Annotated in this window: 18 protein-coding genes; 3 read left to right on the forward strand and 15 right to left on the reverse strand. The window is 41.1% G+C overall.

The window, feature by feature from the left end; all coding sequences use genetic code 11:
* Positions 1-23: 23 nt before the first annotated feature.
* The 4 genes from J4N24_RS18700 to J4N24_RS18715 all read right to left on the reverse strand — a co-directional run bounded on the left by J4N24_RS18700 (position 24) and on the right by J4N24_RS18715 (position 4,189).
* Positions 24-803: an L-fucose dehydrogenase gene (locus J4N24_RS18700; RefSeq protein WP_207535240.1), complete on the reverse strand. Its 780-nt coding sequence runs from the start codon at positions 801-803 to the stop codon at positions 24-26.
* A gap of 82 nt (positions 804-885) precedes the next feature.
* Entirely contained in the window at positions 886-1,743 is an 858-nt protein-coding gene (locus J4N24_RS18705) for a fumarylacetoacetate hydrolase family protein (RefSeq protein ID WP_207535241.1), read from the reverse strand.
* Between the two features lie 6 nt (positions 1,744-1,749).
* Positions 1,750-2,514 carry an SDR family NAD(P)-dependent oxidoreductase gene (locus J4N24_RS18710; RefSeq protein WP_207535242.1) on the reverse strand — a complete coding sequence of 255 codons (765 nt, stop codon included), beginning with the start codon at positions 2,512-2,514 and terminating at the stop codon, positions 1,750-1,752.
* A gap of 10 nt (positions 2,515-2,524) precedes the next feature.
* Positions 2,525-4,189, reverse strand: a complete 1,665-nt coding sequence (locus J4N24_RS18715; RefSeq protein ID WP_207535275.1) for a UxaA family hydrolase — start codon at positions 4,187-4,189, stop codon at positions 2,525-2,527.
* Between the two features lie 194 nt (positions 4,190-4,383).
* On the opposite strand from J4N24_RS18715, the gene J4N24_RS18720 reads away from it, so the two are divergent.
* Complete coding sequence (locus J4N24_RS18720; RefSeq protein ID WP_207535243.1) at positions 4,384-5,256, forward strand: AraC family transcriptional regulator; 873 nt, start codon at positions 4,384-4,386, stop codon at positions 5,254-5,256.
* A 144-nt stretch (positions 5,257-5,400) separates the two neighbouring features.
* Here the strand turns inward: J4N24_RS18720 and J4N24_RS18725 are convergent, their stop codons facing one another.
* The 6 genes from J4N24_RS18725 to J4N24_RS18750 form a co-directional block, all read right to left on the reverse strand.
* Positions 5,401-6,180, reverse strand: coding sequence for an SGNH/GDSL hydrolase family protein (locus J4N24_RS18725; protein ID WP_207535244.1), 780 nt, complete (start codon positions 6,178-6,180; stop codon positions 5,401-5,403).
* 178 nt (positions 6,181-6,358) lie between these two features.
* Positions 6,359-8,908 carry a cellulase family glycosylhydrolase gene (locus tag J4N24_RS18730; protein ID WP_207535245.1) on the reverse strand — a complete coding sequence of 850 codons (2,550 nt, stop codon included), beginning with the start codon at positions 8,906-8,908 and terminating at the stop codon, positions 6,359-6,361.
* Positions 8,909-9,036: 128 nt separating this feature from the next.
* On the reverse strand, positions 9,037-10,095 hold the full coding sequence (locus J4N24_RS18735; RefSeq protein WP_207535246.1) for a glycoside hydrolase family 53 protein: 1,059 nt from the start codon (positions 10,093-10,095) through the stop codon (positions 9,037-9,039).
* A gap of 95 nt (positions 10,096-10,190) precedes the next feature.
* Positions 10,191-11,300 carry a SusE domain-containing protein gene (locus J4N24_RS18740; protein ID WP_207535247.1) on the reverse strand — a complete coding sequence of 370 codons (1,110 nt, stop codon included), beginning with the start codon at positions 11,298-11,300 and terminating at the stop codon, positions 10,191-10,193.
* Positions 11,301-11,318: 18 nt separating this feature from the next.
* Entirely contained in the window at positions 11,319-12,932 is a 1,614-nt protein-coding gene (locus J4N24_RS18745; protein WP_207535248.1) for a RagB/SusD family nutrient uptake outer membrane protein, read from the reverse strand.
* Between the two features lie 32 nt (positions 12,933-12,964).
* Positions 12,965-15,964: a SusC/RagA family TonB-linked outer membrane protein gene (locus J4N24_RS18750; RefSeq protein ID WP_207535249.1), complete on the reverse strand. Its 3,000-nt coding sequence runs from the start codon at positions 15,962-15,964 to the stop codon at positions 12,965-12,967.
* A gap of 226 nt (positions 15,965-16,190) precedes the next feature.
* On the opposite strand from J4N24_RS18750, the gene J4N24_RS18755 reads away from it, so the two are divergent.
* Both J4N24_RS18755 and J4N24_RS18760 read left to right on the forward strand, forming a co-directional pair.
* Positions 16,191-20,345, forward strand: a complete 4,155-nt coding sequence (locus J4N24_RS18755; protein ID WP_207535250.1) for a hybrid sensor histidine kinase/response regulator transcription factor — start codon at positions 16,191-16,193, stop codon at positions 20,343-20,345.
* A 235-nt stretch (positions 20,346-20,580) separates the two neighbouring features.
* Positions 20,581-20,766 carry a hypothetical protein gene (locus tag J4N24_RS18760; protein WP_207535251.1) on the forward strand — a complete coding sequence of 62 codons (186 nt, stop codon included), beginning with the start codon at positions 20,581-20,583 and terminating at the stop codon, positions 20,764-20,766.
* A 32-nt stretch (positions 20,767-20,798) separates the two neighbouring features.
* Here the strand turns inward: J4N24_RS18760 and J4N24_RS18765 are convergent, their stop codons facing one another.
* From J4N24_RS18765 to J4N24_RS18785, 5 genes are all read right to left on the reverse strand, one after another.
* Positions 20,799-21,533, reverse strand: a complete 735-nt coding sequence (locus J4N24_RS18765; RefSeq protein ID WP_207535252.1) for a hypothetical protein — start codon at positions 21,531-21,533, stop codon at positions 20,799-20,801.
* Between the two features lie 440 nt (positions 21,534-21,973).
* Complete coding sequence (locus J4N24_RS18770; protein WP_207535253.1) at positions 21,974-23,872, reverse strand: arylsulfatase; 1,899 nt, start codon at positions 23,870-23,872, stop codon at positions 21,974-21,976.
* A gap of 52 nt (positions 23,873-23,924) precedes the next feature.
* Positions 23,925-24,668, reverse strand: coding sequence for a thioredoxin domain-containing protein (locus tag J4N24_RS18775; protein ID WP_207535254.1), 744 nt, complete (start codon positions 24,666-24,668; stop codon positions 23,925-23,927).
* A 37-nt stretch (positions 24,669-24,705) separates the two neighbouring features.
* Positions 24,706-25,122: a rhodanese-like domain-containing protein gene (locus J4N24_RS18780; protein ID WP_207535255.1), complete on the reverse strand. Its 417-nt coding sequence runs from the start codon at positions 25,120-25,122 to the stop codon at positions 24,706-24,708.
* 57 nt (positions 25,123-25,179) lie between these two features.
* The gene (locus J4N24_RS18785; protein ID WP_207535256.1) at positions 25,180-26,781 is read right to left on the reverse strand and encodes a RagB/SusD family nutrient uptake outer membrane protein; all 1,602 of its coding nucleotides are present in this window, start codon (positions 26,779-26,781) and stop codon (positions 25,180-25,182) included.
* Between the last annotated feature and the right edge of the window lie 20 nt (positions 26,782-26,801).

Raw genomic sequence — 26,801 nt, forward strand, 5'->3', positions numbered from 1 at the left:
TTAGAAAAGGATTTGGGAAAGAATTAGATTGCCCTGTCTAAATGTACATAACCGCCATCTACATAGGTAATCTGGCCGGTTGTATGACTGGATAATGGAGACAAAAGAAAAGCGGCAGCGTTGGCAATTTCCTCAGCTGTAGTCATACGGTTTCCTAAAGGAATATGTTTCTCGATCGACCTGAGTTTTTCTTCCGGATTTTCAACGGTCTGGATCCATCGCTCGTATAAGGGTGTCCAACATTCGGCAACTACAATAGCATTAACACGAACCTTATGTGGCAGTAATTCTACCGCCCACTCGCGTGTAAGTGCATTTCTTCCTCCGTTTGATGCTGCATATCCCGACGTACCACCCTGGCCCGTATCGGCTGTTTTCGAACTGATATTAAGTATTGCTCCTTGTGCCTTTATCAACTCAGGGAAAGCAAAATGGGCCATTAAGAAATAATGCACCAGGTTTTTATGCAGGGAGTTCATGAAGCTCTCATATGTACCATTTGTTAAACCTACACCATCATTCTCTCCTGCATTATTCACAAGTCCGTCGATCCTTCCAAATCGGGCCACTACTGCTTCTACCGCAGTCTTGCAACTTTCAGGATCAGTTAAATTAGCAGGAACCTGGAATGCTGAGCCACCTGCTGCTTCAATTTCGGCAACTGTCTTTAAGCTTTCTGATTCAGTCCGGCTTACGATGACAGGAACAGCACCTTCTCTGGCCAATACCAGAGCTATCCCTTTGCCTATACCTCTGGCACCACCGGTCACGATAATGACCTTGTTTTGAAGCTTCAAATCCATCTTTTAGAGTTTAGAAAGGTTAGTTTTAATTTAGATAAGCCTGCAATAGAATTGCAGGCTTATTATAGGTTATAATGAGAATTTAAGATTTTGAAAAAGCAATAACTCTTTGCTTTGAAGTACCAAGACCATCAATTCCAAGTTCAACAACATCTCCCTCTTTCAGGTAAACAGGAGGATTGAAACCTAAACCTACTCCTGCAGGGGTACCAGTTGAAATAATATCACCGGGAAGTAAAGTCATGAACTTACTGATATAGGAAACCAGGAAAGGAACATTGAAGATAAGATGGGCAGTAGTTCCCTGCTGCATCTTATGGCCGTTAACAGTCAACCAAAGGTTCAGATTGTTTACGTCAGAAATCTCCTCTTTTGTTGCCAAGAATGGTCCTATTGGAGCGAATGTATCACAACCTTTTCCTTTATCCCATGTACCATTTCTCTCCAGCTGAAACTCTCTTTCAGATACATCGTTATGAAGAGCATACCCTGCGATATAATCGTTTGCTTCTTCCTGCTCTACATAAGAAGCTTTTTTACCAATTACCACTGCAAGTTCAACCTCCCAGTCGGTCTTTACAGAATCTTTTGGCAACATGATATCATCAAAAGGACCAACTAGTGCCGTTGTACTTTTCATGAACAATACTGGCTCGGAAGGTAATGCTGCATTGGTTTCAGATGCATGATCTGCATAGTTAAGACCCACACAAACTATTTTCGATGGACGTGCCACCGGTGCTCCCAAACGTACGTTAGCATCTATAACTTTTAAGCTATCTCTGTTTTCATCTACAAATGACTTAAGCTTCTCAATACCATCATTAGCAAAGAACTTTTCGTCATAATCCTGACCAAAAGCTGATGTGTCGTAATTAATACCATCAATTTGTACACCAGTAAGCTCTTCTCCCGGATTTCCGTATCTTATTAATTTCATTTTCTTTTAATTATTCAATTTTATAAAACCACCATCAATAGCGTAATCGCTACCCGTTATGAAGCCTGATTCTTCAGAACATAAAAACAATGCTAAGTAAGCAATTTCTTCCGGAGAGCCCATGCGACCTATAGGCTGGCTCTTTGATAATTTCTCAAATATCTCTGCTTCCTGACCGGGATAGTTCTTTGAGATGAAGCCATCTACAAAAGGCGTGTGCACACGCGCCGGGGAAATTGTATTGCTCCGGATCCCATCCTGAAGGTAATCTCGCGCAACAGACATACTCATGGCATGCACAGCGCCCTTACTCATGGAATATGCAAAACGATCGGCTATTCCAACAGAGGAAGCAATAGAAGCCATACTTAAAGCTACTCCCGATTTCTTAGCTTTCATCATAGGGATGGCTGCATAGAAACAGTTGTAGGCACCCTTAACATTTACATTGTATACTCTCTCAAAATCAGCCTCCTGCGTATTTTCAACATTTCCGACATGAGCGATACCAGCATTATTTACCAGGATATCAACCGTTCCCATTGCAGCGAAAGCATCAATTACCTGTTGCTGATTGGTTACATCAACCTTGTAAAAATCTCCCTTTCCTCCAGCATTTTTGATTTCTTTCAAAGTATCTTCTGCTGTTTGTTCATTAAGATCGAAAATATGAACAGTGGCACCTTGTTTTGCAAACAGAATTGAGATCGCTCTTCCTATTCCGCTGCCGCCACCTGTAATAACTGCGTGTTTATTTGCTAAACTGAACATAGTTTAATTTCTATAGTGAAACCCCTCTTTTCCAGGGTATAAAATCGTCTTGACCTAATTGTACTGCCTTCGGTTGCACAACACCACTGGCTACCAAAATTACATAATCCAAAATACGTTCTGCCGACTGTTGAATTGTTTCTTCACCGTCAATGATCGTCCCGCAATTTATATCAATAATGTCTGGCATACGTTGATATAAAGCTGTATTGGTAGATATCTTTACAACAGGAGCAACTGGGTTCCCGGTTGGAGTGCCCAGACCGGTAGTAAATAATACAATATTAGCTCCAGCTGCCACTTCCGCTGTTGTGCTTTCGACGTCGCTTCCGGGAGTACAAAGTAAATTTAATCCTGGCTTGCTTACCTTTTCAGGATAGTCTAACACAGCTGCAACCGGAGAAGTCCCCCCCTTCTTTGCCGCCCCTGCAGATTTTATTGCGTCTGTTATCAATCCGTCTTTAATATTTCCGGGTGAGGGGTTGGCGTAAAAACCTGAACCCGAAGCCTCAGCTAAGGCATTGTAAGAGCGCATCAGGTTAATAAATCTTTCAGCCGTAGGTACATCAACACAACGGTCACTTATCTCCTGTTCTACACCACATAGCTCAGGGAATTCTGCTAAGATCACACTTCCGCCCAAACTTACAAGGATGTCAGAAAGATAACCCAATGCCGGGTTTGCAGAAATTCCTGAGAACCCGTCTGATCCTCCACACTCCAGTCCAATATTTAGTTTTGAAAGAGGTGCAGGTTGTCTCTCATTCTTATTGGCCTGGATCAATCCCGCGAAAGTTTGTTTAAGTGCTTCCTGTAATAACTTACTTTCCGTTCCCAGAGCTTGTTGCTCAAGTATATACAAAGGTTTGCCGAAATGAGGATCCCGTTTTTGTATCTCTGCCTGCAGGATACTTGCCTGCGCATGCTGGCAACCAAGACTCAAAACAGTAGCGCCTGCTACGTTCGGATGAGTTATATATCCTGCAAGTAGTCCGCATAAAGCATCAGAATCCATACGGGTACCGCCGCAACCCAGCTCGTGATTGATAAATTTTATACCATCAATATTTTGAAAAAGCTTCTGACCCTCCGGGTTCTTTTCCGAAAACTTTAGATCTGCCTGAAGTATTTCCTCTACTGACTTTCCTGCTTTATACAGATCTACTAAAGAATCAACTTCGAGCTCGTATTTCTTTGGTTTTGAAAAACCTAACTTTTCCGTTAATGCTTCCTTAAGTACCGATATATTCCTGTTCTCACAGAATACCAGAGGTATAACCAGCCAGTAATTTGCAGTACCCACGCTTCCGTCTGCCCTATGATAACCTAAAAAGCTTCGTTCTTTAAATGCTGAAACATCCGGTGCTGTCCAGACTGTTTTCCTGTCTCCAAGCTTGAAATCCTGTGCAGCATGAACTAAATTATCTACCGTAAGTGCAGCTCCACGAGGAATGTATTCTGAAGCCTTCCCTACCAGTACTCCATACATAAACACCTCGTCGCCAATTGCCAGGTCTGAAATACTGAATTTGTGCTTGGCGGCAACCGGTGTTATCAGTGGAAAAACAGAGCCATTGAAGTTAATTAATGTCCCACTACCCAAGTCTGTAAGGGCCACTAAAACATTATCGGCAGGATGTATCTGTATATAGGTATGAGCAGAAGCTTTCTCCATCATCTAGTTATTGATCGGGAGAACCCATGCCCCCCGGTTTATAATACGTTAGCTGTAACTATTACAAAAGAACGTGAACTCTTACATTTAAAAGTTTATCATTTTATCCAATTATTATGCAATATTGTCCTTAGTCTTATTTTTGGAGCTCTACTTAGACTATTGCACGCAATACTTTGTATATTCCCTTTACAATGAAGCCTCAGTTATTAAAAGTTTTCAAAGATGAGTCAAACTCCTTCAACGCCAGGCGAGGTACAAAGCCCGATGTTAATAATCGCTGGCATTTTCATCCCGAACTGGAACTGGTATATTTTAAGGAGGGAGAAGGAACTCAGTTCATTGGAGATGATATAAGTGCTTTCAGTAAAGGAGACGTGGTTTTGGTTGGATCTAACTTACCTCACTACTGGCAGTTCCACGATAAATACTTCTTAGCGGATACGGAGGATAAAGTTGATGTTGTTGTGATTCATTTTAATGAATTATTTTGGGGAGAAGCATTTCTGAACCTTCCGGAAAATAAGGCACTAAGGTCTTTGTTAGAAAAATCGAAACGAGGGATTCAATTGGGAGCACAATATGATCCTCTGCTCGGGACTAAAGTTGAACAAATAATCTCGCTCGAAGGAACGCGAAAAGTGCTGGCTCTCATTGAGGTTATGCTTACACTTGCAGAATCTAAAGACATAAAACTTTTAGCTACAGTAGGATTTCAGCACAATTTTCTGGAGTCGGAAAAAGACAGGATAAACGCTATATATAACTACAGCATCAGCAACTTCCGGAAAAAGATCAGTCTGGAAGAAATTGCAGAAGTGGCGGCTATGAGTCCTAATTCCTTTTGTAAATTCTTTAAGTCGAGAAGCCGGAAAACCTATTCCGAGTTCATTAACGAAATCAGGATTGGCCATGCTTGCAAGCTTTTGATAGAAAGCGATTATAATATCAAGGAGATTTGCTTTCAAAGCGGGTTCAATAACTTCTCAAGCTTTCACAAGTTTTTCAAATTACTAAAAGGTAAAAGTCCCTTGGCCTATCAAAAGAGCTTCCGAAAACCATCATAGGCAAAATCCGCAAGCGGGGGGTGTAAAGTCATCTGAAGGTTGCCGGAGGCCAATAAAACTTAGCTCAGTGATCTCATTGATGCCTAAAAAAACATTTAATGATCCCAATAAAGAAAACTGGACTTTCAAAGCCCTCTTAACTAACTAGTACTTGTATTTCTTAAGAAAACGTATCCGACTGCTAACTTGCTTCAGCCATTCTCTCGCCATTAGTTCATGTCCGGCGATGGTTGGATGCACCCCGTCCCATATCCAATAGGCAGGCTCCTTTCTTTTAAATGCCTTTGTAAACACTGACGGATAATCAATCAAAACTGCATCAAACTCTCTGGCTAGCTTCCGAACTACTTCTCCCCTTTTTTCCACCTCCCGTGACCATAGTTCCCAATTTTCTTTTACCCGGCCAACGGGATAGACAAAAGGTAGGCCTAGTAAAAGCAGCAATTTAGGATTGGCAGTCATGCTTCTCTGCAGGATATCATGGTAAATGGCTTTAAACTCTTCCGGACTCTTCGCGGATTCAGGCTTCTGGATAACAGCAGCGACATCATTAATACCAACGAGGATACTTAATACATCTGGCTTTAGAGCAATGCTATCTTCCTCCCATCTCTTCTGCAGATCGGTCACCTTGTTTCCACTTATTCCCCTATTATAGAATACCAGATCTTTTTCAGCAAAATCCGCAGCAATTCTACTTGCTGCTGAGAAAGCGTATCCATGTCCCATAATATGGTTAGGATCAGTATTGCGACCGCGATTCCCATCAGTTATCGAGTCTCCTTGAAACAGGAATGTTAGTTTTTTCTCAGGGTCTTCAATATACTGATGTTCGGACGCAACTAAATTTTCAGGCTCGATGAATACTGTCGCGGATGCTAGTGTTAAGGACTGAAGGAACCGACGACGGGAAAAATCTGTCATTTTAAATAAGCTTAAATATACTTCCCAGCCCTTATCTTTCCAGCCGGGAACAGCTAAAATAGGATAAATTTTTGCTCATTCAATTACAAATCTTAATGCGCCAACAGTACTAAAAAAGCCCAAGCCCGTAGACTTGAGCTTTCGCCTTCCTTTGAAATAAAATATATGAAAAAGAGTTCTACTTTACCAACTCTACTGATTCAATATCAAATCCTGTAGATTTGGTTTCTGGTGTTATTGTTATTTCCAGTTTCTGAATATCCCTAAGGTTGGGGCGCTGATCCACCGAGCGTGCGGGTGACCACAATGGTTGAAACCCTGGATATGGTCTCGGAAGCAACAATGCAGTTCCGGGCAAAAATGAGCTCAGCGGAATATTTACATCGCTAAGCATAGCTGGCAGATCAACAAGGACTGAATAGGCCTGACCTTCTTTATTTATTAGGGAGATCTTTAACTTAACTTTTTGTTCAGAAACCCTTTTTGCCCGTAGGCGGATCGTACTAAAATTGTTGAGTTCAGCTGCCCGTCCGGTAAGTTTTTCGGTTACAAAATCCTGGAAACCTAGCACTTCATCGGATGGATACTGGTCAGCCTCTAACCGGTATACAAGTTGACTACCTTTATCTGAAGTAACGTACAGCGATCTCACATTTTTATCCCATTGAGGAATTCGACTGATGTTCATATCCCTTCCTGCATCAAAGATCTTTAAGGTGCTACCTTTTGCGGCAACATAAGTCTTCCATGTTTCATTATTGAAATTATCCCATGCCCATGGATCTCCTTTATGTCCTCCCGGAAAAACAATATCCTGATCTCCCTGCTTAACAGCGATACGGTAATTCAATAAACCGGGGATAACAAAAGATGCAGGAACTATTGCTGTGTATTCATAACCATGCCCCGCTTGCATTTCTATTGTTTTATAATCTCCTGATAACTGGTTGATCAGAAGCAGTACCTTCGCCTTCGAAGTAAGACCAGTTACTGTCGCCACCACTTTGAGGTCTGCGCCTTCACTAATTTCTAAAAAGGGTTCATGCCTTATAAATACATCGTTTGATTTTACTTTGGGAGCCACAAACTCATTAAGGCCAAGGTTTCCTGCCCATTTTGCCGCAGTCTTAAATTCCCTATTCTTCTGAAGTAAAAGGTACGTTCCTGGAGAAACGTGGAAGGTGCTATTGGCAACCGTAGCTTTAAATGTATTACCCATATTCAATGCTTTGACCTGAAAATCATCGCCTAGATCAGCCAGGCGTACAGTCATTGGTTGATCTTTCCATTCTATACGGGTCACCTCCTTAGATAAAGATGCTTTGGCGAAAGGATCCCTAATTGAAATAGCATCAGGCATAACTTCAAGCCGCCAAACTCCTGTTTCTACCTTGTCAAGAAAGTATGCTCCGGTGCCATTGTAAACAATTACAGGAGAACTTCCTACTCCGGCTATCTTTTTGAGTTTTGCTGCATTAACCGGCTTCGAAGCTGTAGAGTTTGAATAATAAAACTCCTCGCCCGAGTTCATTTCACTTAATCCTTCCTCGTAATTAATCTTGAAATTCTCGAAATTATTACTCTCAGGATAATTCCCGTACTTTTTAAGCCTTGGCACCTTATTAAAAACTTTAGATGCGATTAATAAACTGATTGCTTTCGAAGGGGTATAAGCAAGGTTGAGATAATGGGTTTGATACTCCGTATTAGCATATGCCGTTGCCATAGGATCATAAGCAAATTGTGTTGCCCATTGAAAGCCGGCAGTACGGAAGCTCCGGGCCATGGCTGGGTACATAAGTGGTTGAAGCACATCGCCCGCATCAAATTCGTAAATCATTTTAGCCTTACTTCTAAAAGCCGGAATAGAATCAAAAGGGATATGATATCTATCTACATTAGGAAGGAAATTTCCTTGAAGGGTGTGGCCTGCCACCAGGCCAGTGGGATACCATTGAAAACTGACACCATCTATACTAGCATTTGCAACGGCATCTGAGTAAAAAGGAGATTCGCTGATATTATAAAATACAGGCTTTGTCCAACCCGTACTTCTGGTGGCCGCAGCAAGTCTGTTAATATAATCTTTAGCTGCATTTTTCGGTCCGCTATGGTGTGGTTCGTTATTGATCTCCATAGCAATAATGTCAGGATCGTTTTTGTAGCTTAATTTCGTATACGGATTTACGTGTTTAAAAAACTGTTTGAGGTAATTCTCCTGAGCTTTGATAGCCTCTTCCTTAACTACGGATGTACCTTTACCATATTTGCTTACCCAGCTTGGAGTCTTTTCATCGTTTTCCGGATACCCATTTCCCCAGAAAGCTATGGGAGTAACAAGTGTTTTTATTCCTCTTTTCTTAAGCTCTGCTAGTAGGAAATCAAATAATCTGAGGTGTTCGTTCTCAATAAGATTACCTACAGAATCGCTAATCTCAGTATCCCAAACATGCACCCGGAAGGCATTTAAGCCAAGGCGTGCCATATGGTAGACATCCTGCCGAATGGCTTCTTCTAAATTTACTCCTAAAACCTTGTGCGAGCGATAACCATAGGCGAACGGCAGGGTGTAGTTTACTCCAAAGAAAGATGCTTCTTTTTGTGTACTTCTCCATCTCATTACACCATTTGCATCTACATAAACCCCTTTTTGATCCTGCGCAAAAGCTATGTTAAAAGAAAGCACAGTGGATAAAAACAGAAAAATAAACAGTTTTTTTGCAGTCATTCTAATTGTAAGTGTGTTGTTTTACACCTAAAGATTCCACACGTCTTTTTTTGAGTGTTAGGTGAGCTAAAGATGTTTAAAATCGTCATTAACAAGGACGTTCCAATGACCTGAACCAATTAATTAACCTAATTTAAAAATGCATCAAGGGCAGCGGTAGGTTTGCCGCTATCATCAAATGCCCCTAGCTTGTATCCTTTCCAACTATTATAAGCCTGGGGTTCCCAATACAGTACCCCCAGTCCTTTATTGTCCGGTAGAGACTTTACTTTCGTAATCAAGTCTAAAATAAATGATTTTGCAGCGTTTCCTTCCGATGCTGGCATCCCTACCTCTACGATCATCACCTCCTTGCCGTACCGGCTGATCATATCATTCATATTGCTTAGGCACTGCGTATTTTTAATTTGCCAGTCCGAAACTTCCGGATACATAGACATACCAATCACATCCCACTGAGCTCCATTATTCTTCAAACCATCAAACATCCAGCGGAAAAGACCATTATCATAACCATTGGAAATATGGACGATCACTTTTGCTAAAGGAAAAACGGCTTTAACCCCAGTGTAACCACTGTTTATCAGGTCGGCGAAGTTCTTCATACTTACGGAAGCTTTACCTTCCTCCCAAAGCATCCCATTATTAGTTTCATTGCCTACCTGAACCCACTCCGGCACAATACTGTTATTCTTAAGAGTAGTTAACACATCTACAGTATGATTATAAACAGAAGTTCTTAAGGCGGTGATGTTCTGCCCTGCCCAAGCTGCAGGTTTTGGCTGCTTGCCCGGATCAGCCCAGGAATCACTGTAATGGAAGTCAATCATGATCCTTAGACCTAAATTCTTAGCCCTTGAGGCCTTCGCTAATACATCAGCTTTATTGCACCATCCGTCTGAAGGGTTTACCCAAACCCGAAGGCGTATTGTGTTCATTCCCTTATCCTTCAAGAGCTGGAACAGTTCTTTCTGAGCACCTTGTGCATTATAAAATTTTACCCCTGAAGCTTCCATTTCTGTTACCCAGCTTATGTCTGCACCTTTAGCAAAGCTATTTACAGGACTTGCTGGTGTCTCTTCTTTTTCTTCAACTTCGGCTGCGCTATTCTTTTTGCAAGCAATGGCAGTAAGGGCCAAAATCAGGAATGCGGAAATAAACCCTTTTATTAACGGAATTTTTAGCATTGGGTAGAGGTTTAATAATTGACATAGACACTAAACTCTTTTGAGGCGCCGCTTATAGCAAGCGCCTCTCGGAGTTACTAACTAACCATGTAATTTTATTCTATTGAATAGGTGTATTTTCCTGCACCTTGACTCAAGTCTAATGTGACTTTGAATACGCCTGTACTTGGGGCGGTAATATTATTACCCGTCCATGCTGGAGGACCAGCAAAAACAAGTTTCCCTTCGGCATTCACTTTATAGCTATTGTCATATCCACCGTTAGAGGTAAACACGAACTTTTTGCCTGCGGTAAGATTCACATTATTAGCTATCAGCTTTTTGGTTGCCGGATCATAAGTCATTGGAGTTGCAGATGTGCTCCAATTATTATCATCTCCGGAGATATAAAAAGTTACCGGAGTATAACTGATGGTCATAGCATCCAAATCAACAGTAACCTTCATATAATTAGGTGCCGGAGCAAGCCATAAGTTCCCACCACCTTCACTTAATGTAGTTGCGCTAGTTCCCCAGCCATAAACCTTTCCTGTAGTGGAAGATTCGAGTTTAAAGGCATCGCCACCCCATCCATCAGCATTTGGAAGATATAGGTACCCTTCGTACTTATTATTAAAATTAACAGAAGTAAGCACTAATCCATTAGTACGGGTAGCTGGAGTGATCCAGGAGTTCCCGCCTCTAACCATCAAAGCCGGATATATGATCTCCACCTTGTAAGGCGTTACAGTCATAGTAACAACAGAGTACACGGGCTGAACCGGACTTGCATCTCCGGATGGTTGGTTAATGTCTGATTTCAGACGAACAACTAATGTACTTTGCGTTCCGGTAGGGAGCTTTAATTGATTTACTAGTAGCGAATTAAAATCCTTGCCTGTATAAGACTTTTCGGTACTGTCGCCACTCAGTTTTACCTCTACTGCCTTTGCCCATGCGTTTGTACCGGTTGTATCTGATGGAATATCAAATTGCAAGGTAAATGAGGGCACTACCCTCACTCCATAATCAGGTTTATTGAATTTGAAAGTAACAACTTTTGAATTATCATTAGTTGTGGAAAGTACCAGGCTTTGAGCGCTTGTAGTAAAGCCAGGTACATTAGTGGGACTTAATAAAACTTTCTGTTCTATGTCCTTTTCGCATCCCATATATAGGCACGAAAACAATATCATAAGTAAAACCGCGCTTAATGACTTTTTCATTTTATGAGGGTTTATTGATTAGTAATCTTTATTCTGTTTAAGGTTGGGGTTAGAAGACAGGTCAGTTGGAGGAAGAGGGAAGATATTGTACTTATCAGAAACCGCAGCTCCATTTCTTACACCACCCTTCCATGCCCACAAATAGGCACTTGTAGTGAATTTATTAAATCGTATCAAATCTGTTCTTCTATGCGCTTCGTAGTACAGTTCACGGCCTCTCTCGTCAAGTATGAAATCGAGGTTTAGTTGTGCAGCACTGATATTACCCGCAGTACTACCATCATAAGCCCTTGTTCTTAAAGCATTAATATAAGATAAAGCTGTACTTGTACTTCCGCCAGTGCCTCCCCGCAATACGGCTTCAGCATATGTAAGATAAATCTCACCCAACCGGAAAAGAGGGAAATCGATATCAGCGAAATCCTTTTTAGCATCAATATGAGGTGCAGGAGCACCGGTTCTTGTATAATTCCTGTATTTAGTGCTTGAGTAACCTGCAGTACTTAAATAGATCTCGGTCATGTCAAGTGTTTGGGGCTTGGATGCTGTACCAGTATAAAATTGGGCCCTTTTATCGGTATTTCCCGTTTTGTCAGCAAAAAGGTTCACAAAGTTTTCTGTGAAACGCAAACCTCCCCAGTCGCCACTTGAACCAGTAACATCAGCAGGAACATTGGCAGGACCGTGCATTAAGTAAGTTGTACCTCCATAGTTTTGAGTGTATGTACCATCGTAAGTGATGGTGAAGATATTCTCGTCTGTATTAAGGTGATTATCAGCGATGGTCAGTTCCCGATACTTAGGATGTAAAGTGTATCCGGCGTCAATTATCTTTTTGGCATAGGTGATTGCATCTGTATATCGTCCTGTTCCTGTATAAACCTCTGCATTCAGATACAGTCGGGCTAATAAAGCCCATGCTGCTGCCCTATCTGCCCTGCCATATTCATTCGTCTTCGGTGCAGGAAGTAAATTCTCAAGATCTTTTAGTTCAGACTCTATATAAGCAAAAAGGTCCTTTCTCTGGATCTGTTGTGGAAGCTTTCCTGAACCGACCTCATCATTCTCTGTCACAAAAGGAGGGTTAGCATAGAGGTCCATCAATATCCAGTATTGATAAGCTCTCAGGAACCTTGCCTCTGCTCTAAAGTTCTTTAATTCTTCAGCCTCAGTTCCACTGATTCCTCTTGCTGAAATATTAGCATCAGAAGCTTGTCTGATGAAATCGTTTGCCAGAGTGATCTGGAAGAAAGAACGGTAATACAATCCGTTAGCGATAGCATTGATCGATGACCATCTCATTTCATGCAAACCCTGCACTCCAGCGTCTCCCGGCCAGGACCATGCCGCTTCGTCGGTGGTTAATTCCTGAAGATTCCAGTAAAGACGAAGAAAATCAGAGTTTCCTTCATCCCTGATAATACTTGCTGGAATGTCCTGGCTTCCGGTAGTAGCGTTACCAGTTAGAGCAAAAGCTCCATAGACCTTTGCTAAAGCTTGTTTATATCCTTGTGGTGTTGCGTAAACGTCTTCTGCTACCAAATCATTTGTTGGTGTAAGGTCTAACTTGGAGCAGGAAGCCATTGCCAACGACAATAAGGCAATAGTGAAAATATTTTTATAGCGGTTCATGTAATTTCCTTTTAATTGTTCTTATCAGTAGCTTAATAAGTTAGGTTCAAGCCGATGGAAAAAGTACGTGGGCGTGGATAAAGGCTATTATCTACACCTCCGCTTACTTCCGGATCAAGTCCTTTGTACTTGGTTATTGTAAATACATTCTGGATAATTCCGCTCAGCTGAAGATTCCCCCCATTAGGAAAGATTTTTCCGGCGTTATAAGATATATTGAAATTATCCATCTTTAGGAAGGACGCGTTCTGAAGGTAATAATCACTTAGTACCTGGAAATCACTTCCTCTGAAACTTGTTGCCAAATAGTTGGCTGAAGCATTATAAACTACTGCAGATCCAGTAATCTGATTGAAAGTACCCGTAGCACTATAGTTATTATTGTATAAGTAATTTCCAAGATTAGCTCGCAATACAAATCCGGTACTCCATTTCTTATAGCTGATATTATTTGTATAACCAAGGAAATACTCAGGAACTGCACTCTTGCTTAGGTACCTGTCATCCAGACTAATTACTCCATCGCCGTTTAAATCCTCGAAAACTCCATCCAGTGGCTTTCCAGAAGCATCGTATAATTGACGAAACAGGTAGAAGGTATTCCTGGTACCACCCACTGGATTTAGTTGAGATGTTTGCCCTCCTACCCCACTGGTTATGCCTCCGACCGGAGCACCAAGGTAGTTGGGATCATTCGGTACCAGAGTTAAGTTTGTAATTTTGTTCTTATTGTATGTTACGTTAAATGAGGCATCCCATGTCAGATTCTTACTCCTGATCGGCTGAGCGCTTACACTGAACTCAACCCCACGGTTTTCCATGTTACCAATGTTTTGGGTAGCCACAGCAGAAAAATTAGTTCCGGCTGCCTGAGGGGCTGCAGCTAATAAATCTTTGGTCTTTTTATAATAGTACTCTATACTACCATTTAAACGGTTGTTCAAGAAGCCATAGTCTACCGCAATGTTGCTGGTTGCTGTCTCTTCCCACTTTATGTTCGCAACATAACCGCCAGGTCTGTACATTTGGTAGTAAGTGTTTCCGAATTGGTAGGTGGTTGTGTTTTGACTCAGGTTATATGCAGCCATATATCCATAATTAGCAATACCCTCCTGCTGTCCCGTGACTCCGTAACCCAGGCGGAACTTAAGAGTGGAAATTGCCTCTACATTCTTAAGGAATGGTTCGTTTTTCACCGTCCACGCTGCCGCTACTGAAGGAAATACGCCGTATTTATTATTCTCTCCAAACCGGGAAGAGCCGTCACGACGAACAGTTGCTGTCAATAAATACTTATCATTGAAAGTATAATTAGCGCGGCCGAATACTGAGATCAGGCGGTACTGAGGAATATCGTAAGGAAACGCAGGATCAGAGTTTGCGTACTTTTCTCCTTTAGCATTATAGTTGGCAAAATTATATGCCTTGGTCTTGAAGTCGTTATAAGAATAACCCGCGGTTACGTCAACCCTGCTTTTAATAGACTTTATATCTTTAGCATAATTCAAGTACGCTTCCAGAACAGTATTTGTCCTATTCTGTTGGTACCTGTTATTCAAACCACCCGCGCCATTAAGCACATACTCTGCAGCAGCACTATCTGTTACGAATACCGTTCCTTTACCTTTAGCTACGTCGTATCCTGCATTTACAGTCAGACGAAGTTCAGGAAGGAAATGAAACTTATAATCCAGCTGAACATTACCAATACTTCTTAGTGGTTTACCTATATCTTCTCTTTGATAAAGAAGCCCTAGAGGGTTGCGTCCTTGCAAATTATACAAACCAGTTTGCTGAGTAGGGTCCAAATGTTCAAAGTACCCACCGAAGCGGGGACTATTTGTTGTCACTGGCTGTGTAGGGTCAAAGCTTACAGCTCCACCAATAGCAGCAGTATTGGCAAAACGAGCTCTTTGAGCACTTCCTTTAAGGCTGACATTGACAGTAAGATGCTTATCAAAGAATGAAGGGTTCAAGTTCAGTGCAAGTGTAGTTTTCTGAAGGTTGTCGGTCTTTAAAACGCCACTTTGATTTTGATAACCTAATGACAAGCGGTAAGGTAGTTTTTTAATACCACCTGAGAAACCAAGGGTATTATCTGTACCAAAAGCAGTCTGGTAAATTTCCTTCTGCCAGTCTGTGTTTTCTGTACCAAGGCGCGACTTCAAGGCTGTTTTATCGCTGGCGTTTACGATCTCTCTGATCTGATCACCTGATAAAACATCAATGTATCTGAAAACATTTGACACCGAGTTTACGCTATTAAAGGTCACCCTTAACTTATCACTAGATCCTTTTTTAGTCGTGATGATGATAACGCCATTGGAAGCCCTTGCTCCATATATAGCCGAGGCTGAAGCATCCTTAAGTACGGTAAACGATTCAATATCGTTAGGATTTATGAAGCTCAGGGGATTTGATGCACCTGAAACCGAAGAGCTCTCCACGGGAACACCATCAATAACAATAAGAGGATCATTGCTTGCATTCAATGAAGAACCTCCCCGAATACGAATAGTACTTCCAGCCCCTGGCTGCCCGCTATTGGATGTAATCGCAACGCCAGGAACTTTTCCTGCAATTAATTGCTCAGGGGATGTCATGTTTCCTTTCTGGAAATCTCTTGCTCCTACTACTGCTACGGACCCTGTTAAGTCCTTTTTGCGGGTAGTTCCGTAACCTACAATCACTACCTCATTAAGGGACTTGGATTCTTCTTCAAGGGCCACATTAACAGTGTTCTTACCCGCAAGGTTTACCTCTTTTTGCTTAAACCCAATGTAACTGAAAACGAGAGTAGCCTGGAGGTTAGGCACACGTAAAGAGAAAACTCCTTTCTCATTGGTTGTTGCTCCCGTACTTGCTCCTTTAACTTTTACAGAAACACCGGGTAGTGTTCCCTTATCGGCTGCAGAGGTAACAACACCAGTAACAGTAACTGTTCCCTGCCCATTAGAGCGAAAAGAAACGGCGTTAAGGATAAGTATCAAAAGAAGCCAATAACTTCTAAAGTAACTTGTAAAGCTGTGCATAAATAAGATTTTAATTAGTTTCCTTATGGTTAGTACCAGTCGCTTTTTGAGTCGGCGATCATGATACAAAGGACAATAATACTATGCTTTATGATTGGTTCAATCGTTCAATCTTTTAGTCTTTACGTACATTTCGACCATCAGGAAGCGTTTTTTCTCCACGCAGACAGCTCATAGCTTTAATTTTTTTTAACTTGGTCTCATTCTTCGCTTACTATCCATCTAAATGCCATATAGATTAAACCGTATATGTCCCGGCCCGTTTTTGGCCCTGCTGATGCTGCTTCTCTCTCTGTCGCAACTGAAAGCTCAACCACAAAAGGGACGACTTAATTTTCAACATATAACAACTGACGAAGGCTTATCTAATAACACGGTCGAAAGCATATGTCAGGATAAAAAAGGCTTTATCTGGTTTGGTACCAGGGATGGTCTTAACCGGTATGATGGAACTCAGATCAAGATCTTTAGAAATAAACTGGAAGACACCACAAGCATTAGCGAAAACCTTATCAATGATATTCATGTAGGTAAAAATGGAGATGTTTGGATTGCTACACCCGACGGACTAAACCTTTTTCTACCCCACACAGAAAGGTTCAAGCACTACAGCCCGGAAAAAGATCTGACTGAGGTGCGCGATATTATTGAAGATAATTCTAATAATTTGCTTTTGGGCACCAATAAGGGCCTGTATTCCTTTAATAAAAAGACACGGCGATTTAATAAATGGCATAACCTTTCTACAGAGAGGATTGTTATAGGAGTTGTTAACAAGCTGTTATTGGACCGTAAAGGCAACCTGTGGATAGGTGGAGAAAATGGTTTGTACTGCGTTCAAGCAAAAACCAAAAGAATTACGCATTTCCAAGCCAGACCAGGAGACCCCGGAAGTATTCAAAGTCCTGTGATCCATGAAATTTTTGAAGATTTGCAGGGAAGAATATGGATCGGGATGAGTGAAGGAGGACTTGCTTTAGTCAACAGCACTAACGGATCGATAAAAACCTATAAGGCCGATCCCCAATTCGCACTACACCCTGTCAGCACTAACAGTCTTCCCCATAATGACGTAAGGTGTATTGTGGAAGGTTCTCCAGGTATCCTTTGGATCGGTACAGAAAATGGAGGTCTTTGTATTTTTGATACCAGGAATAATCTATTTACAACTTATCAGCCCAGCAAAACAAATCCCCAAAGTCTCAATCATGACTCACTGCATTCGTTGTTTAAAGATCAACAGGGGAATATTTGGATCGGCACATGGGCTGGAGGCGTCAACTTTTATAGCCCTGCCCTACTCAAATTTCCTTTGTATAATAAATTTCCTCTGGCTACATTTCCGGGTGTAGAATCAATTACCAGGGATAGCAAAGGAACAATATGGTTAGGCGTTGTAGAAAACGGACTTTACAGCTTCGATCCACCAACACATAAATTCACCTACTATCCCAATCCCAATATCAGCCGCTTTGAAGTTGGAATTTATTCAATAAAAGAATTTAGCAATGATACACTCGTACTTGCGGTAAGGCGAGGTGGCATGGCCTTTTTTGATAAACGCAGCGGCAGCTTTATTCATTACCTCCCGAAGCCAGGAAATAAGAATTCTATCGCGGGGCATGAATTAAATACGGTACTTGTTGATAGAAACAAAAACGTTTGGTGTGGAGGCTGGAATATGGGAGTAAGCCGCTATAATTACAGTACCAAAGATTTCAGCAATTACCGCCACAGCCCCGGCAATCCGGCAAGCTTAAATAACGACCTTGTTTATACCATTTTTGAAGATAAGCAGGGAAAAATCTGGATCGGAACTGACGGTGGTGGATTGGAAAAGTTTGATCCCAGGAAGAACGCTTTTGTCCACTTTACCCATAAAAAGGGTGATCTTAGTACGATTAGTCACAATACGGTCATCAGTATCTTTGAGGACCGGGCCGGTCGTTTCTGGGTTGGCACATCTAACGGTCTGAATCTAATGGACCGAAAAAAAGGAACTTTCACCGTATTTACCCAGAAAGACGGACTGCCTAACGATGTAATAAAAAGTATTATTGAAGATACTAAAGGAAACCTTTGGCTCGGCACAAACAAGGGTCTCAGCTGCTTCAATCCGGATTCTAAGAAGGTTAGAAATTTTAGTGTGAAAGATGGGCTACAGGGTAGCGAGTTTTTGATGAACGCCTGTACTATTGATTTAAAAGGTAACCTTTACTTTTCCGGGTATAAAGGCTTAAATATATTCCATCCTCAACGTCTTAACTTCAACAGCCAAGTTCCACCCGTGATCCTTACTGACTTCTTACTGGCAAATAAGCCTGTTACTATTGGGTCTGAAGATTCTCCGCTACAAGAACACATCAGCGAAACAGAAGAGCTGCATCTAAGTTATGATCAGTCGGTTTTTTCATTCGAGTTTGCTGCACTAAACTTCATATCTCCGGATAAGAATCAGTATGCTTACAAGCTGGAAGGCTTTGAAGATAATTGGAATTATGTAGGAAATAAGCATACCGCGACGTATACAAACCTCGATCCGGGAACTTATAAATTCAGGGTTATTGCTTCGAATAACGATGGAACCTGGAATGTGAAGGGTACCTCACTAAAGGTTATTATTCAACCACCTTTCTGGGAAACCTGGTGGTTTAGATTGCTTATTATTGCCCTAATCCTTACCATTGCCTACAAATACCTGAGCTATAGGCGGCAACAGGAATTGAAAGAGCTGGAAGAGAAAAAGCGTGAAGAAATGCAGCAGGTACAACTGCAATTTTTCACCAATATCTCTCATGAATTTCGTACCCCCCTTTCTTTGATCATTGGTCCTCTGGAGAAGCTTCTGCAAACCGATCCTACCGGCGGATTTAAGCAGTATTATAAGGTGATGTACAAAAATGCGAACCGCCTGATGGGATTGATCAACGAACTGATGGATTTCAGGAAAATTGAATCAGGGGCATTGCGATTAAAAGCAAGTCCCGGGAACCTTGACGCATTTATAGCTGAGATTGCAGAAGACTTTGAAAACACAGCCGCTGAAAGAAATATCAGGTATACTATTCAGACCTCTATCAACAGGGATATTTGGTTTGACCGGCAGGTATTGGAAAAGATCCTTTTAAATCTTATCAATAATTCCTTCAAGTACACGTCGGATGGAGGTTCCATAGAAATTAGTGCTTTCGAACAGATGTCTTCTTTCAATCCTAAGTACCCTAACACTCTAGTATTGAAAAATGACATTAAAGCAAAGGGGTACATTTACATAAGTGTTGTAGATACAGGAATAGGGATTTCCAGAGATTCAATTAAACACCTATTTCAACGATATTACCGGATTGCAGACGCTCACCTCGGATCGGGCGTCGGTCTCGCCTTCGTAAAAAGCCTAACATTCCTACATAAGGGAGAGATCTTTGTTTCAAGCGAAAGACATCAGGGAACGGAAATTATAGTAGCTATTCCATCATCAGCCTCAGATTATCAGACAGAGGAAAGGAAAACAATACAAAATGATGAACCAGAGGTTAAACTAGAAAGCTTACAGTTTAAAGAAGATAATTATCCTGTCGAAGCAATAACATCGGATGGCGAATCAGGAAAGCCGGAAAATCATATTAAACACTTATTACTGGTTGATGATAATGAGGAACTAAGGAACTTTATAAAAGATAGTTTAAGTGATCTGTACGAGATAAGTGAGGCGAAAAACGGTCGCGAAGGTTTACTAAAAGCGAAAGACGTTTCTCCAGATTTAATTATTAGCGATGTAATGATGCCTGATATGAACGGCATCGAGTTCTGCCGCCTTGTAAAAAATGATATGGAAATAAGCCATATTCCTTTTATGATGCTTACCGCAAAAAACACTCTTCAGTCCGAGATTGAAGGGGTAGAATCAGGTGCCGACTATTATTTCACCAAACCCATTAGCATTCAACTACTTCAACTTACCTTAAAGAATCTGTTCTCGCAACGACAGAAGCTGAAAGAGCATTATACTCAGGATCGTCATGCGGAAGTTAAAGAGCTTGTACATACTGCGAAAGACAAAGAATTTTTAGATAAGCTGTTGCAAATCATAGAATCTCAATTGATTAATCCTGAGCTCGACATTGAGTTTTTATGTAAAGAGATCGGTATGAGCAGGACTAAACTGTATCAAAAGATTAAGTCGATAACCGGGCAGTCTATCGGTGAATTCGTGAGAACAATTCGACTGCGAAAAGCCATAGAAATTATGACTCATGAAGATGTTCCTCTTTCAGACGTTATTTACCGGGTTGGTATACAAACTCAATCCTATTTTACAAAAGCATTTAAGAAAGAGTTCGGGAAAACTCCTTCACAATTCCTCAATGACATTAAACGATAATAAACCTCTGACAGGCAGACTAATACAGTAATAGTTCAGATTAAATAAAGATATTTGAAATTTTCTACAACAATTATTTGGGTTAGGCGTTATAACATCAAATTGTGATAAGGTTTAGGTTGCCCTGGTGCTCTCATAGTATCAGGGCTTTTTTCTTCATGAAATAGACTATTTATTCATACAGTTTTATATGTTTGCACATCTTTATAATTTTGCAAGCACGCACAATAGTTTAATGAGCTTAATAAAAATCGATACCCGCATTCCAAAAATACAAGACCTGGTACTTTGGAGTGGAGTAATTGCAATGGTGGTAGACGTAGACCTTAAAAAAAAGCTGGTTTGGATAAATACGGCAGACGAACTCCAAAAGATCCCTCTGAAGAAATACGATATTTATAAATTAGAAGGCGAGGAATAACTATAAGAAAAGTGATAAGGTTTAGGCTCTGATCATTCTGGAAGTATAAAACGACCGGAAAACGCAGGACCTGGCCGCCGGTATCTTTGAACAAATACTGTTCTGTCTGTGGAAGCACTTTGGGTTAATTCATTCATGTACTGCCATTGCCAACTTAGCATGATCGAAAAGCAGATACTAAAGAAAAGCTCTCCTATTTCTTCTTCGTAACCGGTTTGAAAATCAAGCATCATAATAGTAGCAATTAAAAATGCGGGTGTCATACTTTTGGGTGGTAGTACTAAAAAGCGAAAGTTGATCAATTTTTGAATCCACGCACTCCGTTCTGCAACTCTGGGGAATACAACACCGTAGATAAGCATAGCAACAAGAGCAATATGTTTCGTTTTGATATGAAAAATTCCCTGGAAAGTATTATGCAGGTTTATTTCATTCTGATCGCTGTACTGGTGAAAGACCCCCGTTGTTTCCATGCCTATCACTCTTTGTCCCCAGCTGATTTCTTCAAAGCCGGCTAGAAAGTTAAATAGAAAAAAAGCGATAAAGAAGTAATGGTATTGATGGAACAAGTTCCAGTGCTTTATTGCAAGAGCTAAAGAAATACATCCTGACAACATTAAAAAGGCGAATGTGCCCCATTCAACAACCTGATCTTCGCTTATTACAAAGCGATAAAACTCTCTGTTAACTAGATACAGAACTATAAAGACAGAGGTTAACACTGGAATTGACCAGTTACTTATCGTTTTAAGGGTAGAGTAATTCATGGTAAATATTTTCTCATTGTTTAACGAATTGGATTCTAAATCTCAGGACGGTAGGCGTAAGGAAATGAATGAAAGAATTTCCCGTCTTCCTCTGACAGATATTATCAATCTGTTAAGAAAATATTATGCCAATGATCTAAAGGGAGATTACAGGCGTTAGAAGAAGTGTTTATAATACTTTAATAGTAAAATCAGAGACAGGTGGAGGTTTTTCAGGACAGATATCTAACCTAGTTTCCTTAGAAGCGGGCTATTTAAGGTATTACTCCAAACTTCGAGTAATTATTAAGCAAGAAGGATATTAACAAATTACAATGACACATAGAGTGCCAGCAAAATACTAGCAACTCTAATGTGCATTATCCTACTATATCATGATTGGCGGTGATTTCCTGAACGAAGAAAACAGGAACCAATATAGCAGATGTTTTTTGATGAATTTATTTATTTCTAATCTTTCCAATACTCGAATTGTTTGCCTGTTCCTGAGGCTTCTGATGGATCCTTTTGTTAGTTACATCGTCCCAGGTGATGTAAGGATACAAGTTGTATTTCTTAGCCTGCACATCAAACAGGGCCTTCAGCTCCTCTAATTTCTGAGGGTACTTCTTAGCGAGATCAACACGTTCGTTGAAATCTTCGTTTAAATTGTAAAGTTCCCAGGTTCCTTCACCGTATTTCTGAATGGATGCTTTCTTAACATCCGGAGTTCCTAAAATCCCATCCCTGTTGTAAGACAACCCGGCTTTCCAACCATCCTTATAAATTGAACGGGCTCCAAAGATGTAGTAATGCTGGATTGTGTGACGAGTTGGAGCTTTTGGATTATCGAAAGTATACACCAAAGATGTTCCTTGAAGAGTATCCTGTTTTATCCCGCGTATATGTTCTGGATTTTTTAGACCGATATATTCAAGGGTTGTTGGAAGCACATCAATAAGGTGGCTATACTGAGTACGAAGCGTTCCTTTATCTTTTATTCCTTTAGGATAGTAAACAATTAAAGGATTGCGCGTTCCACCTTCTGAGTTGGCGTCTTGTTTCCAGGCTTTAAAAGGAGTATTTAAGGCCTGAGCCCAACCTAAAGGATAATTTCCAACAGTATTCTCAGGAGTTCCAATCTTATTGATATTTGCAAAATTGTACTCTAACAGCTCTTCTTCTGTCAGAGGCTTAGTTGGAGTGCCTGAGTTGGTTGCTACAGAAGTGTAGCCTTTGTTAATTACTCCATTAGGTGTTCCTTCTTTACTTGCACCATTATCGCCAATAATTACGAAAACTAATGTATTCTCCAGTAATCCAGCGTCCTTCAAATAACCTGTTAAACGCCCAACTTCATGGTCTGTATAAGTCAGGTAAGCAGCATATACCTCCATAAAACGTGCATATACTTTTTTCTGCTTATCGTTTAGCTTATCCCATGCCGGGATGTTAGGGTTACGATCAGGAAGGATTGTATTTGCTGGGATAATCCCTTTCTTCTTCTGATTAGCAAAGATCTCCTGGCGGAAAACATCCCATCCCTTATCAAATTTTCCCTTATAAAGATCTCTCCACTGATCAGGTACCTGGTGAGGGGAATGCGTAGCTCCGGGGGCATAGTAAAGGAAAAAAGGCTTTCCTGATTTAGCTGCCTGCTGACGTTTAATAAAGCTGATCGCTTTATCTGTGATCTGGTCATTTAAATGGCGACCGTCAGGGGTAACGTGAGCATTGTCTTCAACCAGGTCTGGTTTGTACTGGTCTGTTGCCGAGCCGAGGAATCCGAAGAAATGATCGAAACCTTTTCCTGTAGGCCAGCGATCGAATGGTCCGGCATCTGTTGCATCCTCATCAGGTGTTAAACCATATTTGCCCACAGCAAAAGTATTATAGCCACTCTCGCGGAGAATTTCTGCTGCCGTTCCTTTATCTGAAGGAATACGACCGTCCCAACCCGGGAAACCTGCCGACATTCGTGTATGAGCAAAGCCGCTCATATGTACTGATGCTGAATTCCTTCCCGTTAATAGAGCTGCCCGCGTTGGAGCACAAATGGCAGTAGTATGGAAATTTGTAAAGCGAAGTCCGTTATTAGCCAATTCATCAAAAGTGGGGGTGTTTATTAGTCCGCCAAATGTACTTGTTCCACCAAATCCTACGTCATCAAGTAAGATCCAGAGAATATTCGGAGCACCTGCCGGGGCCTTGATTGGTTCAACCCAGTTTTCTTTTGACTCGGCCAGAGTTCTTCCAACAACGCCTTTAAAAGGCTCTTGCTGCTGAGTGATGTTTTGAGCAAAGACCTGCGATATGCTTAAGCCTGCTGCTAAAGTAGTTAAAGAGAGTAGCTTATTCACCGTATTAAATTTGAGTTAATTAAACTTATAAACTGACACCAATCCGAGGGCCTTATTTCCCTGCATTTACGAGGTTAGTTTTGGCATTCTTGTGAACTTCAACCGCCTGCAATACCTGAGAGGTGCTTGACTGTCCTGGTTTCTTCCAAACTTCCTTTCCGTTTTTATAGAGGACAAGGGTTGGTAGCTGACTTACCTTCAACCTCTTTAAAAGTTCAGTATTGTCGTAGGCTTCCAACCTTACTATTTTAGCGGCGAATCCTTGTTGCTTTTCCAGGGAGTCTAAAACCGGAACAAGTCTTTTGCAGGCGCCACAGTATTTAGAACCAAAGTCAACCAGTACAAGATCCGATGAAGACGTTAGGGTACTGAACTGCTCAGTATTTAAAGCCACTCCTTTTCTGGTGTTATTTACAATAGGATATCCAGCACCAATCCAGTTACTGATACCACCTGGTAATACAACTACTTCTCTAAAACCTTTTGATCTTAGCTCTTTAGCCAGGGAAACACTACGACCGTTAGCAATAGAATATACGAGGGTTGGTTTTTCTTTAGACAATCTTTTCAGTTCCTCCTCGTATCCCGCAACTGCGGCGTTTACATTAACTGCTCCCTTCAAATGGTTCTGAGCGAACTCTTCAGGGGTACGGGCGTCGATAATTTGTGCATTCGCAGATTTCGACTTTATCGCAAACTCTGACAGAGTTATTGGTAATTCGTTTTTTGCTGTTTGCGCCTTTGCTCCAATAATAATCAGCAGAGCTGAAAGGATTAAAAGTTTGGTCTTTTTCATGGTAATAAGATTGTTTATTTGAGTCTTTATATGTTTCCTACTTCGCTATTGGATATCCGCTATTTGCTATACTATCCAAGCCACCAATATTATAGCTGGAATTAAAACCTAGCGTGATAAGAGAATCTGTAGCCTGGCCGCTCCTGTTACCAGACCGGCAGTAGAGGTAAACTTTCTTGTCTTTATCCAACTTTGCGATCTTATCAGAGAAATCAGCTGATCTGACATTAATATTCTGTGCGTTCTTCAAATGCTTCTCATTATACTCTTCAGGGCTACGAACGTCGATCAGATAAGCCTCCCCCTCCTCAACTTCCTTTAGGATCTTCTTGCTGTTTGTTTGATTAACCCTAATTTTATTCGGGCTTTTTTGAGTGTAGGTTTGATGTGAGGTTTGAGCAAAGGCGCCCGCTGTTATAAACATCAGGAGCGATAGTAGTCTTATTGATTTCATAATTCACTAAGTATATACAGGTAAGGGATTTCTCCCCTACCTGTGGTTTTAGATTTTTTATTCCCAGCCTGTATTCTGTTTTAATAGTGGGTTATTATCAATTTCAGATTGCGGGATAGGATAAAGTCTGTGTTTGTCTTTCGCATTAGTTTTTCCAACCTTGTGAAGGTTTGCAACGAATGTTGAGTTTCCATTTGCATCTTTCTGGCGAATAAGATCGAACCAACGCTGGTATTCATAAACTAACTCCAGACGACGGTCCAGATACACTGCTTCCCGAAAAGCGTTTCGATCTGGTGTAGTGGTAAGAGTGAGCTCTGGCAAGCCGGCCCTTCTGCGAACTTTATTTAGTGATTTGAAAGCTTTAGTTGTCGGACCATTTAGTTCATTTTCAGCTTCTGCATGGATTAGTAGCAAGTCCGAATAACGGATGATCGGTACGTTTGCCGACGACTCAGATGTAATTGCTGTTGAATTAGGATCCCAGAATTTATTGAAGAAAGGAACCAGTTCAACCGTTGGAGCGGCGTCAGCTACTTTATAAGTGTAAGCTTTACCATCAATACCTAATGAATAGAAGTTTCCATTATTTGGACTCGTATAACGCGTTACAAATGTAACATCGCGGCGTTTATCGTTCGCCGGATATAACTTATAAATGCTGTAAAACTTGTCTGCACCCACGGTATAGAATCTGGTCATATGAGCATAGTTACCTGTAAGGCCTGGAATGTTACTCATGATAGCACGAGGGTTCTCGTTATTTCCCTGTCCCTGCGAATTTGACTTGAACTGGGCAGAAAATATATGCTCTTTACCATTCTTGCTGGCCGGTAAGAAAGCATCAGCGTAGTTATCAAATAAGTCGTAACCGAAGTTACCGGTTCCACCATCTCCGGGAGATAGGACTTCTTCCGCAACTCTTACAGCGTCGGCATAATGAGCTGTAATGTTTAAGGGTAAAGATGCTTTTGTAAGATAAACTTTAGCTAACAATGCCTTAGCTGCACCCTTAGTAGCCCGGCCAACGTTAGGAGATGTATAAGAAACCGGCAGAGCATCTGCAGCTTCCTTCAAATCCTTCTCTATCTGAAGGTAAACATCTGTTGATGGAGATTTAGCTATTGCATAATCTGAAGCTTTAATGAAATCCTGAGTTTCTGTAATTAAAGGAACATCCCCATACAGACGAACCAGATTGAAGTAATAAAGCCCTCTTAAAAACTTGGCTTCTCCAATAAGTCGGCCTTTCAAATTTGCATCAAATTCAATTGAAGGAATCTTTGCAATAGCAATATTCGCTCTACGAATAGTAGCGTAATGTTGCTGCCAGATTTCGTATATACGAAGATTGGTCGATGAATGGGCAAGAACAGATAAGGAGCGAACATCCGGGTTAGTTGCCCCTGGTCCCGGATCCTCGTCGTCATCTGCCATGTTCATACCGGTATTGAACAAGGTGTTATAGGGCGTTTGGAGGGAGCTGCCTCCCTGGTTAAGTGAGAAATAAATTGCGTTTACTCCGTTCACTGCATCTGCCTGTGTTTTATAGTACTGATCAGATGTAAGAATACCTTCGGGATCTTCCGTTAGAAATTTCTTGCAGGATACTGTTGATAAAACAGCAAGCGATAAAATGGAATATTTTAAGATTTTCATTGTTTTACAAATTGGAATAG

The sequence above is a fragment of the Desertivirga arenae genome (assembly GCF_017355785.1).
Lineage (GTDB): Bacteria > Bacteroidota > Bacteroidia > Sphingobacteriales > Sphingobacteriaceae > Desertivirga > Desertivirga arenae.

Coding starts and splice junctions, on each gene's coding strand:
- J4N24_RS18700 (WP_207535240.1), bottom strand. CDS start 803: ATGGATTTGAAGCTTCAAAACAAGGTCATTATCGTGACCGGTGGTGCC.
- J4N24_RS18705 (WP_207535241.1), bottom strand. CDS start 1,743: ATGAAATTAATAAGATACGGAAATCCGGGAGAAGAGCTTACTGGTGTA.
- J4N24_RS18710 (WP_207535242.1), bottom strand. CDS start 2,514: ATGTTCAGTTTAGCAAATAAACACGCAGTTATTACAGGTGGCGGCAGC.
- J4N24_RS18715 (WP_207535275.1), bottom strand. CDS start 4,189: ATGGAGAAAGCTTCTGCTCATACCTATATACAGATACATCCTGCCGAT.
- J4N24_RS18720 (WP_207535243.1), top strand. CDS start 4,384: ATGAAGCCTCAGTTATTAAAAGTTTTCAAAGATGAGTCAAACTCCTTC.
- J4N24_RS18725 (WP_207535244.1), bottom strand. CDS start 6,180: ATGACAGATTTTTCCCGTCGTCGGTTCCTTCAGTCCTTAACACTAGCA.
- J4N24_RS18730 (WP_207535245.1), bottom strand. CDS start 8,908: ATGACTGCAAAAAAACTGTTTATTTTTCTGTTTTTATCCACTGTGCTT.
- J4N24_RS18735 (WP_207535246.1), bottom strand. CDS start 10,095: ATGCTAAAAATTCCGTTAATAAAAGGGTTTATTTCCGCATTCCTGATT.
- J4N24_RS18740 (WP_207535247.1), bottom strand. CDS start 11,300: ATGAAAAAGTCATTAAGCGCGGTTTTACTTATGATATTGTTTTCGTGC.
- J4N24_RS18745 (WP_207535248.1), bottom strand. CDS start 12,932: ATGAACCGCTATAAAAATATTTTCACTATTGCCTTATTGTCGTTGGCA.
- J4N24_RS18750 (WP_207535249.1), bottom strand. CDS start 15,964: ATGCACAGCTTTACAAGTTACTTTAGAAGTTATTGGCTTCTTTTGATA.
- J4N24_RS18755 (WP_207535250.1), top strand. CDS start 16,191: ATGCCATATAGATTAAACCGTATATGTCCCGGCCCGTTTTTGGCCCTG.
- J4N24_RS18760 (WP_207535251.1), top strand. CDS start 20,581: ATGAGCTTAATAAAAATCGATACCCGCATTCCAAAAATACAAGACCTG.
- J4N24_RS18765 (WP_207535252.1), bottom strand. CDS start 21,533: ATGAATTACTCTACCCTTAAAACGATAAGTAACTGGTCAATTCCAGTG.
- J4N24_RS18775 (WP_207535254.1), bottom strand. CDS start 24,668: ATGAAAAAGACCAAACTTTTAATCCTTTCAGCTCTGCTGATTATTATT.
- J4N24_RS18780 (WP_207535255.1), bottom strand. CDS start 25,122: ATGAAATCAATAAGACTACTATCGCTCCTGATGTTTATAACAGCGGGC.
- J4N24_RS18785 (WP_207535256.1), bottom strand. CDS start 26,781: ATGAAAATCTTAAAATATTCCATTTTATCGCTTGCTGTTTTATCAACA.